At 70.4% G+C, this 12,251-nt stretch carries 14 protein-coding genes; 2 read left to right on the top strand and 12 right to left on the bottom strand.

Translation table 11 applies throughout. The features are described 5' to 3' along the window. Window position 1 precedes the first annotated feature (1 nt). The 12 genes from VN779_RS12345 to VN779_RS12400 form a co-directional block, all read right to left on the bottom strand. Window positions 2-406 (bottom strand): GPW/gp25 family protein, encoded by a 405-nt coding sequence (locus tag VN779_RS12345; RefSeq protein WP_325722634.1) that lies wholly within the window; start codon window positions 404-406, stop codon window positions 2-4. Between the two features lie 7 nt (window positions 407-413). Further along, entirely contained in the window at window positions 414-806 is a 393-nt protein-coding gene (locus VN779_RS12350) for a PAAR domain-containing protein (protein WP_325722635.1), read from the bottom strand. A 61-nt stretch (window positions 807-867) separates the two neighbouring features. Then, window positions 868-2,640: a VgrG-related protein gene (locus VN779_RS12355; RefSeq protein WP_325722636.1), complete on the bottom strand. Its 1,773-nt coding sequence runs from the start codon at window positions 2,638-2,640 to the stop codon at window positions 868-870. After that, the gene (locus VN779_RS12360) at window positions 2,637-3,326 is read right to left on the bottom strand and encodes a hypothetical protein (RefSeq protein ID WP_325722637.1); all 690 of its coding nucleotides are present in this window, start codon (window positions 3,324-3,326) and stop codon (window positions 2,637-2,639) included. Before VN779_RS12360 ends, VN779_RS12355 begins: the two co-directional genes overlap by 4 nt. Next, window positions 3,323-3,760: a phage tail protein gene (locus VN779_RS12365; protein ID WP_325722638.1), complete on the bottom strand. Its 438-nt coding sequence runs from the start codon at window positions 3,758-3,760 to the stop codon at window positions 3,323-3,325. Before VN779_RS12365 ends, VN779_RS12360 begins: the two co-directional genes overlap by 4 nt. Window positions 3,761-3,810: 50 nt before the next feature. Further along, complete coding sequence (locus tag VN779_RS12370; RefSeq protein WP_325722639.1) at window positions 3,811-5,712, bottom strand: hypothetical protein; 1,902 nt, start codon at window positions 5,710-5,712, stop codon at window positions 3,811-3,813. A gap of 94 nt (window positions 5,713-5,806) precedes the next feature. Next, on the bottom strand, window positions 5,807-6,028 hold the full coding sequence (locus tag VN779_RS12375; RefSeq protein ID WP_325722640.1) for a DUF6760 family protein: 222 nt from the start codon (window positions 6,026-6,028) through the stop codon (window positions 5,807-5,809). Further along, entirely contained in the window at window positions 6,025-6,477 is a 453-nt protein-coding gene (locus VN779_RS12380; RefSeq protein ID WP_349260751.1) for a hypothetical protein, read from the bottom strand. The genes VN779_RS12375 and VN779_RS12380 overlap by 4 nt, the downstream gene beginning before the upstream one ends. Next, on the bottom strand, window positions 6,477-6,917 hold the full coding sequence (locus VN779_RS12385) for a phage tail protein (RefSeq protein ID WP_325722644.1): 441 nt from the start codon (window positions 6,915-6,917) through the stop codon (window positions 6,477-6,479). The genes VN779_RS12380 and VN779_RS12385 overlap by 1 nt, the downstream gene beginning before the upstream one ends. A 52-nt stretch (window positions 6,918-6,969) precedes the next feature. Continuing rightward, window positions 6,970-8,502 carry a phage tail sheath family protein gene (locus tag VN779_RS12390; protein ID WP_325722646.1) on the bottom strand — a complete coding sequence of 511 codons (1,533 nt, stop codon included), beginning with the start codon at window positions 8,500-8,502 and terminating at the stop codon, window positions 6,970-6,972. Between the two features lie 182 nt (window positions 8,503-8,684). Beyond that, window positions 8,685-9,227, bottom strand: a complete 543-nt coding sequence (locus VN779_RS12395) for a hypothetical protein (RefSeq protein ID WP_325722648.1) — start codon at window positions 9,225-9,227, stop codon at window positions 8,685-8,687. 17 nt (window positions 9,228-9,244) lie between these two features. Further along, window positions 9,245-10,063 carry a DUF4255 domain-containing protein gene (locus VN779_RS12400; protein WP_325722650.1) on the bottom strand — a complete coding sequence of 273 codons (819 nt, stop codon included), beginning with the start codon at window positions 10,061-10,063 and terminating at the stop codon, window positions 9,245-9,247. 168 nt (window positions 10,064-10,231) lie between these two features. On the opposite strand from VN779_RS12400, the gene VN779_RS12405 reads away from it, so the two are divergent. Next, window positions 10,232-11,566: a hypothetical protein gene (locus VN779_RS12405; protein ID WP_325722652.1), complete on the top strand. Its 1,335-nt coding sequence runs from the start codon at window positions 10,232-10,234 to the stop codon at window positions 11,564-11,566. After that, window positions 11,563-12,251, top strand: a 689-nt coding sequence (locus VN779_RS12410) for a hypothetical protein (RefSeq protein WP_325722654.1), incomplete at its 3' end; no start/stop codon positions are given. The genes VN779_RS12405 and VN779_RS12410, both read left to right, overlap by 4 nt.

Raw genomic sequence — 12,251 nt, forward strand, 5'->3', positions numbered from 1 at the left:
CTCAGTCCTCGGGGATCGAGTAGAACGGGAAGACCAGGTTGCGCCGGTCGTTGGTGGCCTTGACCCGGTAGTCCACCGCGATGCGCAGCACGTGAGGCGCGGCCGGATCCGGGCTCGCCGCGACGCCGAGCACGTCGATGCGCGGCTCCCAGCGGGTCAGCGCCGCCTCGACCAGCGCGCCGACCCGGCCGGAGAGCGCGGCGTCCACGGTGTCGAAGAGCAGCTCGTGGATCGGGCAGCCGAATTCCGGCCGCATCGGCCGCTCGCCGGGGCTGGTGCCGAGGATCAGCCGGATCGATTCGGCCACGTCGTCGTCGCCCTGGGAGAGCGCGAACGCCCCGGTGCTGTCGAGTCGCAGCGGGAAGGCCCAGCCGCGCCCGACGAAGTCCTCGGTGATGCTCGTCATCGCGCGCTCAACCGCCGATCATTACGGTCGCGGCGCTGCCGACCAGCGTGCCGGTCGGTTGCCCGCAGCAGGTGGCGCTGTCGCCGGTGCGGGCCGCCGGCACGCCGCCGAGCAGGACGCTGCTGCTCCCGGCGGCGATAACAGCCTGCTGAGTCGGCGGCGCGAAGAACGGATCGGCCGGGTGCAGGCCGACGTGCGGCGGCGTGTTGAGGCCGGTGGCCCCGACGACTACCGCCGGCGAGCCGCAGATTTGCACCGTCGCGCAGACCCCGAGCGTTATCGGCGCGGCGAAGGGCAGCGGGGGAGAGGGCTGCGGCGCCCCCGTCGCAGGGTTCGGCATCAGGTGCAGCGAGCACACCGCTTGCACCTGATCGCCGCTGATCGCGGCCGGCTGTCCCATGGGGAATCCCCGCCCCTCTCCATCGTGCTCTTATGTCAACTGCTGTGTATCGGGAGTCGTACTAGTTCAGTTTGATGATCGATCCCGACACGCTGACCTGCGGTCCACCGTCGATGGATGCCCCAGTGCTGCCGGACAGCTTCAACTCGCCGCTGGCCGTCAGCTTCAGATCGCCGCCGTTCGCGTTCAGCTCGATATCGCCGTCGCTGTCGAGCTTGAGCGGTCCGCCGGCGTGGATGGTCACCGCGCCGGTGCCGTCGATGACGATCTTCGTGTTCGTCGAGTCGAGCGTGATCGTCGCCGAGCCGTCGCCGGTGGCCAGCTGGATCTGCGAACCCTGATCGTCATCGCTGAAGACCAGCTGGTGTCCGGTACGTGAGCCGAGCACCCGCCGCAGCACCTGCCCGGCGCTGCCGTCCACGAGCTGGTCGTTCATCATCGGGTGGTCCGTGCCGTTGTAGAGGCCGCCGAGCACGTACGGATCGCGCACGTCGCCGTGTACGAATCCGACCAGCACCTCGTCGCCGACCTCCGGAAGCCAGGCCAGGCCGCGGCCGTCTCCGGCACCCGGCTGCGCGACGCGCGCCCACCAGGACTCGTAGTCGTCGGACAGCCAGGGGAAGGCGACCTTGACCCGGAACCGCTGGTCCGGATCGTTGATATCAGTGACCTGACCGATCACCAGGCCGGGCCACGGCCTTCCGCTGCCGCGGTGTGCCTGCTTGGTCGCGCCGAGCGAGGCGAGGCCGAGCAGCGTTCGCTCCTGGCGGCCGCTGACCGTGAACTCGGTGTGATACCCGGTCTCGTCGTAGCGGTGGCGCGCACCGGACAGCACATAGTCGCCGTCATGCGGCCAGCCCACGCCGCTGACCGACACGGCCGCGCCGGGGATCAGCTTTGGATCGCCGAGCGCGAGACCGGTCATCTCGGCGTGCGCGCCCGCGATCTGCTCGGCGACCGACGCCGCGATGGCGTCGGCCTCCTGCTCGTCACGCACCGGCCGATCCGCCACCAGGAAGGGGGCGGCGGAGAACCGGCCGGCCAGTTCGCTCGGGTCAGCGCCCGAATGCGCGCTCACGGTCGAGGTCTTCGCGCTGCCCCGCACCGGCTGCTTGGTCTCCGGGTTCCAGCCGCGCACCCACACCTCGCTGACCTGCTCGGCCGCGGTCACCCTGGGGGAGAGGCGCAGCAGGTTCGTGCCGAGTAGCAGCTGTTCGGGCTGCGGCGGCGTCTCCAGGTCGTCGAGCGAGTTCGGCGCGGTGTCGTGCGAGATCGGTGCGTGCCACACCAGTTGGCCGTTCACCACGGCGACCTCGCGTCCGCGCTCATTGGCCCGAGCGCGCAAGAACTCCCAGTCGGTGAGGTTGACCTGGCCGACGTGCGGGTGCACCGCGCCGTCGTCGTCCACGTCGCCGAGTTCGAGCCCTGCGTCGGTGGCGACCCGCCGGACGATGTCGCCGTCCGTCGCGTCCAGGAACGTGCGGGTGCGCCGGCCCCGGCACAGCCGGTGCGAGAGGTCGTAGCCGCGCACGATGGTCCACGTGCCGGTCGCGTCGGTGTCCTGCTCCAGCCCGGTGACCTCGCCGACAAGCAACTTGCCCGCGTCGTCGTCTCCGTCCGCCGCGGTCGCGGTGATCTCGATCCGGCCGCCGAAGTCGAAGCCGGCCCGGCGCACCAGGTCCCGGCGATGGTCGAGGAATTCGAGGGCGAACATGTCCGGCAGATGCAACTGCGCGTCGATCACGACTTTGATCAGCGATGGCAGAACGTCGTCGGCCAGCGGTGTGCCGTCCACCGTGATGCGCGGCCTTGTGCCGTAAGCGGAAGGGCTCATCGGGGGTCACCTCCCACGGCCGCGAGCGCGACTGCCTGCGGGCGCGGGGGTAACAGAAGTCTGGTACCCGCAGGTACCCGGCCCGGGTCGTCGATGTCGTTCGCGATGGCGATCGCCCGCCACAGCCCCGCGTCGCCGTATTCGCGTTGCGCGATCGAGGCGAGCGAGTCGCCCTGTGTCGTCTGCGCGCTGCGCCGCCCCGAGATGCCGCCGGAGGTGGGGTTCGTGCCCGGCGTGGTCTGCGGCAGGGCCTGGAGCGTGACATTCGCGGTCGCGCGCAGCGGAGTGCCGTCGTTGTCGAACAGCAGGTAGTCGATCTCCACGTTCTTGAGGAACCCGGTCATGGTGACCTGCGCGCCCCAGTAGAACTCGATCGTCGGCGGCGCGGGGTTGTGAGCCTCCTGCGAGCGCTGCGTGGGCTGCGTCCAATCGAGCAGCTTCTGCACGGCCAGCGCGACCGGAAGCGCGATCGGGCTGCCGTCCCGCCCGTAAGCGTTGAACAGCAGGCTGAGGCTCAGTGTCTGCGGTCCGGTGCCGACGAACTGCGGCCGCGGGTGGGCCTTGGCGTTGCGGGCCGGGGGAGTGGACCAGGTGGCCGACTTGGTGAGCTTGACCGAGGAGGGGTTGAACTCGCAGGGCAGCAGACTCATGTCGTCCTGGTTGCGAAGGGTCGCGAAGACGGTCACATGAACCCCCGGTGTGAGAGTTCCAGCGACTCGTGCGCGATGCCGTCGGCTTCCTCACCGACCGTGGTCAGGCTCGGACCTGAGTACTTGATCGGCCAGGCGTCGGTGAGGGTCCAGGAGGACACGGACGTGCCGTTGCCGTCGTAAAGGGTGATGGTGACGTGCTTGGGCTTCGGCTTGGCCGCCTGGTCCGTGAACCATTTCAAGACCTTGACGCTGTCCTTGTCGACCGATCGGGTCAGCTTCACGTTGGTGTAGGTCAGGCGCCCGGCGAGCGTGACGACCGGCCCGTCCCCGCCGCCCTCCTTCCAGGTGAAGGGCTCGTACTCGGCGTCCAGACCCGCGCAGCCGGTGAACAGCGCGATCTGCTCGCCGTCCACCTCCACGCCGAAGCGCCAGGCGAGTCCGGCCATTCCGAGCTCGTCTTTCGCCATGGGTCCGGTCCTTTCCGTTCAGGGCTGTGTGAGCGTTCAGAGTTTGAGCGTCAGTGCAGATCGGTGAGGAACTGCGAGCGTTCGCGATCGACCAGCAGTTCGCCGGCCAGATGCCTGGAGAAGCGGCCGTAGAGCTGTCGCGCGAGCGCGTCGAGCGCGGCCGGGTCATGCGGTGCGGCAGCGCTCGCGCCTGCGGGCATCGCGGCGTTCGCCGGGCTTGTCCCGCTGAGCGGGACAGATCGGCTGAGCTGGTTCGCAGCATCCTGGTTCGGAAGAACAGAGTCGGCCACGGCCCTCGCTTCGGCCAGCGCGCGGCCGGCGACGCCTCGTGCTTGCGCTGCGGGTTGCCCAGCTGAGCGAGACACGAATCCTGACACCGCCTGCGCTGCGGACATCACCGGCGCCACTGCTGCTTGCGCCATCTGCGCTCCGGCCGACGCTGTCGGCGGAAGTTGCGCGGCGGGAGGCGTGATCGCCGCCGTCGCATAGCTACCGATGACAGACTCGGCCTCACGCACGGGTTGGTCGACCGGCGCTGTCGGCGATTGCAGGACGCTGATGGGCGCGGCAACAGGCGCGAAGCCTGTCGCCGAAACGATCGGGGCGGTGCGGATCGGCGGTGGGGTCGGCGGACTGGGTTCCGGCGTCGTCTGCGCTGATTGCGCCGCCGATTGCCCAGCCGACTGTTCCGTAGATTGCACAATCGGCCGCGGCCTTCCGGCCGACGCAAGCGTCTGCCGCTGAACTAGCGTCTGCATTTCCGGTTGCGTTTCGGGCTGCTGCGCCGCACCTTGTCCCGGCTCAGCCGTCGCCGCCGCGGCCGCGGCCGCGGCCGATGCACCCTGCGGCGCTTCCTGGAACTCAGACGTCGAAGTCACGGTTTCAGTGCTCGTCGGCGCAAAATCCGGTACCGCTCCTGTGCCCTGCGCTCCATCGACGCCAGCGCTCGGTACCGAACCCGTGGTCGCGCCCGCCGGGCCGGGTGAATCGTTGCCTGGCAATCCCACTGCCGCGATCGCAGCGGCACTCGGCGGCACCTGTGCGGCCGAATCCGTCGGCGCTGACGACGCCTGCGCTCCCGGACCGCCGACCAGCGGTTGCGCTGAAGACCGCCGGAGCGGGTTGCGCGAAACGAGAGGCGCTACGGCCGGGGCGGACCCTTGCGAGTCCGGCCCCGACCGCGCCTCGCGGGGTGTGAACAGGGTGCCGATACCGGAGGCCGGGGCGTCCGGCGGGGATGTGGACGTCCCCGGATCAGGCTCGGCGTGCACACCCCGGTCAGACGCTGCTGCGGTCGGGCCGTCGGTCACGTCCGCGGGAACGGGGCGAGGGTCCCGCGCCTCGACGGCGGCCGCCGCGTCTTGCAGCGCCTGGCGAGTCTGCGTCGTGCCGCTCACCGGCGCGGGCTGAGCACCGGGACCGGTGTAGGTCGCGGCGCTGTCCGCTGGCGAGAGCACGGAAGGCGGCGGCGCAGAAGGCTGCGCCGGCTGAACTGAGGTCTGGTCACGTGCTGCGGTCATCTGCTGCGTCGTCAACGGCGCGGTCCGCGACGCACTGCTGGCGGTGGCGATCGCGGTAGCCGTCGCCGATCTCCCTAGCGGCGCAGCGCCAGCCTGTGCGGGCGCGGCCTGAGGAAGAGCCCTGACAGCCGCGGCCGCAGCCCCGGTTGTCGCCGCCGCCGCGCCGGACTCGGTGAGATCCGGCAGTCGCCACACGAAATCCGCAGGGCGGGTATCCAGTGGATCGACCGTCCGCGCCACGCCGCTGACCAAACCACCCGGCACATCGGTGCGCACGTCGTGACCAAGCGGCCCGAGCGCCGGCGGATTGTGCCAACGGCTCGGCAGGGTCCTGCTGAACCCGGAGTCCATGGTGGCGGGCATCGCGCCGAGAACCGTCATGCCGCTCGGCAGATCGCGCCACGCAGCGCTCTGCGCAGCCGCGGCCTCCACAGCCGGCTCGGCATTCTGAGCATCGGACGGCTCAGGCTGCGTCGCAGGGTCCGAGTTCGCGTCCGACGACCGGCGAAACGGCCAGCGCATCGCGTCACCAACCGTCCTCGGCGCTGCCGGCGCCTGAGCCCGCAGCAGCCAAGCCCGCCGACCTCGCCTCCGCGGCCGCGTTCACCGCCGCGTTGATCCCGCCGATGCGGGTCACGAAGTCGCGCCGCAGCGGATGTTCGAGGTCGAGGATGGCGTCCAGCGGCCAGTGGAAGTGATAGGCGACGTACGACACTTCCTCCATCAGCAGGTCCGTGCCGTACGTCACGATTCCCCCAGGCGGCTCGCCGCGGGGCCGGAACTGTCCACCGCGAAATCGTGCTCGCACGCCGGGCAGGTAACCGCGATCCGGGTGTGCCCCTCCGCGTTGATGCGCCGGTACAGATCCTGAAGGAACGCCAGGTCGGCCGCGAACATGTTCTCCACGACGCCCGGGTTGATCGGGGAAACCTCACCGAGCGACGTGATCACCCGGCTCAGCAGAATGACCGTCAGGTACGCCTCGTTCTCGCGCACCCGCGGATCGCGCAGTGGCAGAATCTCGTCCCGCGCGGTCGCCAGGCGCATCGTGCCCTCACGATGCACCGCGCCCGCGCTGTCCACGAAGCCGACCGGAAGCGTGAACGCGAACTGCGTTCGCACCGTCGCATCGCTCGACCCTGCCGTTCCGGCTGTCCCCACAGCCGTCGTGCCAAACACCGTCGCCCCGGCGGACATCACTTCACCTCGAGCCTTTCGATCGTGATGACCACGGACTCGAGCAGCACCTGGTCGCCGCCGGCGGACAGCTTGCCGACCTCCACCTTCGACGGCCAGCCCTGGAAGAAGTTGAACCGGCTCACCTCGCCGTGCGCCAGGTCGTAGAGGATCACCGCGCCGTCCTTGCGCGCCTCGTCGATCTTGCCCTCCTGCACGGTCTTGATCCAGTTCCAGAACGCCGGGTCGTTGACCTTGCCGCGGGACAGGTGGATGTCCTCGTACTTGACCGAGCCCGGCAGCTTCTGCAGCACCGGCAGCCCGCCGGCCTTGTTCGCCCGGTTCTCGATCACCCCGATCGTGATGCCGAGGCCGTTGACCTCCTTGAACTGCGCGATCGTCAGGCTGTCGATCTCCACAGCGAAGCTGTAGTTCGTCAGCGGATCGGTGATCCCCGCCATCAGTGTTCTCCTACCTCTTCAGATTCGCGGCCCGGCGTGCGCCGTGCGCCAGTTACTCGGACAGGGCCGTGCCGGTGGGCAGCTGCGCCAGCCGGAAGACGACGAACTCGGCGGGCTTGACCACGGCCAGGCCGATCTCGCAGACGAGCCGGCCGATCTCGATCGACTCCGAGGGGTTGGTCTCGTCGTCGCACTTGACGTAGAACGCCTGCTCCATCGTGTCGCCGAACAGACCGCCGTCCTGCCACACGGTGAACAGGAATGAACGCAGTGTCCTGATGACCCGCTCCCACAGGCTCTTGTCGTTGGGCTCGAACACCACCCACTGCGTGCCGATCCGCACCGAGGACTCGACGTAGTTGTAGAGACGTCGAACGTTGATGTACCGCCAAGCCGGGTCGCTACTCAGGGTCCTGGCACCCCACACGCGGATGCCCCGCCCCGGGAAGGCCCGGATGCAATTGACTCCGACCGGGTTCAGGTTGTCCTGCTCGGCGCGGGTCAAGGCGGTCGCCACGCCGATCGCGCCGCGCACGACCTCGTTGGCCGGCGCCTTGTGCACACCCCGCGTCTCGTCGTTGCGCGCCCAGATCCCGGCCATGTGGCCGCTCGGCGGCAGCGCCATCGTCTTGCCGTCCGGGCCGAGTACCTTGAGCCAGGGCCAGTACAGCGCGGCGTACTTCGAGTCGTATCCGGCCTCGTTCATCCGCCACTCGCGCACCTGCTGCGGGTTGAGTTCCGGCAGCGCGTCGAGGATCGCCATCCGGTCGCCCATCAGCTCGCAGTGCGCGATCATCGCGGTCTGCACCGCGCGCACGCCGTCGCGGTCGATCCGGCCGGCCAGGTAAGCCGCCATCAGGTCCGGGACGCAGACCATGGTCACCGTGTCGATGGCCTCAAGGCCGCCGAACCCGGTGCGGTCCGCGCTGCTGCCGACGTAGTCGTTCGGGCTCACCGCGACTTCGGCGCCGGGACCGTCGGCGAGCGTCACCACGGCGTTCGCGGGGCGCCGGTCGGCCAGGGCGCCGTGCCCCGGCGCCTCGATCAGCTCGATCAGCGTCGAGGTCGCGTTCACCTGCGTCACCACGTTGGACCGTCCGCGCCGTGTGGTGACCGGCTCGAACACCTCCTCACGGCCCCCGCCCCGCACGACCAGTCGGAACGAGTCCTCGGGTGCGCCCTCAACTGCCGCGTCGGTGATCTCGACGGTCACGTCGCCGCGCGTGACGCCGTCCTTGGCTGTAGCCACATAGGCCACCACGCCAGGCGTCGCAGCGGAAGGCAGTTCGGCGCGCGCGGCCGCGGGAGCGCCGTTTCCAGGCGTGCCGCCGACGCGCACGATGTACGCCTGGCCGCCGCCGTTGAGGAAGTACCCGAACACCGCGTGCCCGAGGTATGTTCCAGGCGCGGGCTCGCCGAAAGTATTCGTGTATTGAGTCCAGTTGGTGACCAGGATCGGTGTGTGCAGCGGGCCGTCCGCGCTGAAGCCGACGAACGCCGCCACCGCGGTGCCGACGCCCTCGATCGGGCGGGTGCCGGACTCAAGCTCCTCGATGTACACGCCCGGGGACTGATAGTTGGGCATCGCTTGCTCTTCCTTCCGTCGGGCGATGTCGCTGCTGCTCGATAGCCGTGTGAACGGCCGGTCGGCGTACGAGATGGATTCGGAGGCTGATTCCGGGCCGCGGCTCCAGCTACGGCAGCGGCGGCGCCGGAATCAGCACCCTGGAACTTCGGGTGGTGCGGTGCGATGGGGTGCGGTGCGGCTCAGTACTCGCCGTCGCCGCCGCTCATGTCCGCGCCGCCGCTCATGTCGTAGCCACCGTCGTCGCCGCCGCTCATGTCGCCGCCACCGCCGAAGTCGCCCCCGCCCAGGTCACCGCCGCCGAGGTCACCTCCGCCGAAGTCGCCCCCACCGAGGCCCCCTCCGCCCAGGTCACCGCCACCGAGGTCACCGCCACCGAGGTCGCCACCGGGCAGGTCGGCTCCGCCGCTCAGGCCGCCGTCGTCGCTGCCATGCACGAGGTCGTACACGCCGTCGCCGATCGCATTGCCGACTCCCTGCAGCACGTCGTGGCCGAGTTCGTGCGAGTCCGGCAGGCCGGCGTGCGGCGCGAGCTCGTCGTACACGTCCTCGACCGCCGTCGAGATCCCGCCGGTCGCGACGCCGATCGCGCCGCCCGCCATCCGCTGCGCCTGGTCGGCCGCGCCGTCCCAGTCACCGGTGACCGCGTCGCCGACGGCCTCCGCACCGTGGATCGCCACCCCTGCGACGTCGCCGATCAGCGGGATGTCTTCGAGTCCGCTCATGGTTGCTTCCCCTCTTGTCAGTTCGGTCCGGCTGCCGGCTCCGATGCCGGGTCAGCGTTCTGTGCGCCTGTCGGTTCTGTCGGTACAGTGGCAGCCACTGCGGCTGCCGGAGCAGCGGTCTGCGCGCTCACGGTTGCCGCGGCCGCAGCCGGCTGAGACGCGGACTGCGCCGCCGGAGCGCCGTGCCGCACCGTCTCCGGTGCGCCGGTTCCCGCTGCCACCGCCGGAGCGCCTGCTGCCGCGGTCGCGGCCGCCTGCCCGGCCGGGGGCGGAGTCGATCCGGTCGGCTTCGGACCCACGGTCACCTGCGCCTGGCTGACCGCGGGCGCCACCGGGACGTCCGGAGCCGGCATCGCGACGGTGGCGGTCAGCTCGAAGCCGGCCTTCACCTCACCCGCCAGGTTCAGGAACATCCCGCGCTTGGTTCCGGCCGCGGTGGTCAGGTGCACCTCGTGCGGCAGCTTCGCCAGCGCCTCGGGCATCAGCTCCCGCGGCATCGTCGGAAGCGCGCCGAAGCAGCGCAGCACCAAAGCGAGAATCCGGTGCTCCATCGCGATCGGCGCGCCCCACACGGTGACCGTGTAGTGCAGGTCGTACCGCAGGGCCGGCGGACGGTGCCCGACGACCTTTCCCCCCTCGTCGCGGACCTGCTCGTACATCACATCGCGGCGATGGGTGTTCTCCCTGATGTCGAACAGGAAGAAGTTCACCGCCGGAGTCTTGAGCGCCGTAATCCAGGGGCGCGCCGGCGGATCGAAGGTCACGGTCACCGCGGCGTTGCCGAGGACCCGCGTCTTCGTCACGGCGAGAAGTGCCTGGTCGGTCTCAAGGATCACGGGGGGAAGCGTGCCGCGCCCGGCCTACCCGGCGGCAGGTCGCATAGGGCAGCCGAACGGTCCATGCGTGCTGCCCTTTCGGGCAGCGCGAAGGGGCGGTCGCAGGTGCCCGGCGTGCTGCCCGTCCGCGACTGCCGCCGCGCGCCCGCTGCTTCTACCGTCGCGGCCATGGGAGCAGAAGCATCACTGACGCCGACCGCGCAGCCGGTCAATCCGGGTGAGGAAGCAGAAGTCGAACTCGTGGTCACCAACGCCGGGGGCGTGGTCGACTCGTTCACCCTTGAAGTTCTGGGCGACCCCGCGGCTTGGGCGCACATCGAGCCGTCCGGGCTCTCGCTGTTTCCGGGCCAGAGCGAGACCGCGAAGCTGCGGTTCCGCCCCCCGGTCGACCCCGGGCTCACCCCCGGCCCCCGCCCCTACGCGGTGCGGATCACCTCCAATGAGGACCCGCTGCGCCCGCGGGTGGAGGAAGGCGTGCTCGCGATCGCCGGCGTGCCGGTGCTCACCGCGGACCTCTCGCCGCGCACCGGCCGAGCCCGCGGCAAGCGGGCCGGCAAGTACCAGGTCGCCCTCGACAACCGCGGCAACGCCCCGGTGCTGGTCGATCTGACCGGGTATGACGCGCAGGATCTGGTCGACGTCACGGTCCAGCCGCCGCGCATCGAGGTCGGCCCCGGCGCCGCCGCGTTCGTCACCGCCCGGGCCCGCGCCCACAGGCGGTTCTGGCGCGGACCGAGCGTGCTGCACCGCTTCACGGTCGCGGCCCGCCCGGTTCAGTCGCACTCGGATCAGCCGGGTGAACCGAACGGCCAAGCGGCCCAGCCCGGCCGCGGCGTGAACGGTCCGGAACCGCTCGACGCCAGCCTCTTGCAGGAGGCTGCGATACCGTCTTGGGTCGGCAAGGCCGTCGCACTCGTGTTGCTCGCGGCGATCGCGCTGACCGCGCTCTGGTTCACGGTCCTCAAGCCGGTCGTGAAGGACGCGGCGACCGGCGCGGCGAACCAGGCACTCAACGCGGCGGGAATCCCCACCGGCGGGCCCGGATCTGGCGGCGGTGGCGGAGGCGGCGCGAGCCCGACCGGCTCCACGGCGGGAGGCGGCGCGGGAAGCGGTAGTGGTTCCGCTGCCTCGTCCTCTCCCTCCGCCTCGGTACCGACGCCCCCGGCCGGCCCGGTGCTGCCCGCGCCGATCGCCTTCGCGGTGGACCTGAAGTCCAACGGCCACCTGACCGCCGGCACGCACCAGGCGTATACGGTCACCGACCTGGTGTTGCAGAACCCGAACGGCGACACCGGCTCGCTGACGATCACCCGCGGCGGCAATACCCTTATCAGCACCCGGATGGAAAACTTCCGGGACTACGACCTGCACTTCGTCACGGCGATCACCGTGGGCGCGGGCCAGAGCCTGACGATCTCGGTGACCTGCGACAAGCCGGGGGGAGGCGCGACCTCGTGCAGCCCGGCCGTCCTGGTCAGCGGCATGTCGCACACCACCACGTGACCAGCCCCCGCCGCGCCGCCGGACAACTCCGGCGGCGCGGCACGTCGCGAGCCGCGCAGCTGCGCGCCGCCCGCCGCCTCACCGTCGTGCTGATCCTGCTCGTCGGCGGGATCAGCCACGGCGGCCCGGCGGGAGCGGCCCTCTTCAATGGCTTCTTCATCCAAGTCAGTCCGGTGGAGAGCACGCTCGGCCAATTCACCACGATGGACATCACCGCCGACGGCACCGACCTGGGCGAGCGGCTGACCATCACCTTGCAGGGCAGGCAGATCGCCAGCGGCGAGACCGGCACCGGCGATCCGCGGAACAGCGACGCGCTGGTGCTCAACGGGGTGGCCATCCCAGCCGGCCTCGCGACCTGCGGCGCCAACACCGTGAACCTGGTCTGGATCGGGCAGGTCCAGGCCTCCACCACGGTCCAGGTGTACTGCCCGACCGTGCAGGTCACGCCCAACCCGATCAACTCCGCCGGCGGTCCCGCGCAGTTCACCGTCACCGGCACCGGTTTTCCGCAGTTGCGTGACGTGGAGTTGGCGCTCGACGGCGCGGGCAGTTCGTTCACTGATGTGCTGACCGACCGAAACGGCGCGTTCACCAAGCCCACCAGCCGTCCGCAACTGGCCTGCGGTCAACACACACTCACCGGCACCGGCGCATCCGGCCAAGTCGTCATCGAATCGGTGCG

It is taken from the genome of Actinocrinis sp. (assembly GCF_035605935.1).
Taxonomy (GTDB): Bacteria; Actinomycetota; Actinomycetes; order Streptomycetales; family Catenulisporaceae; genus Actinocrinis.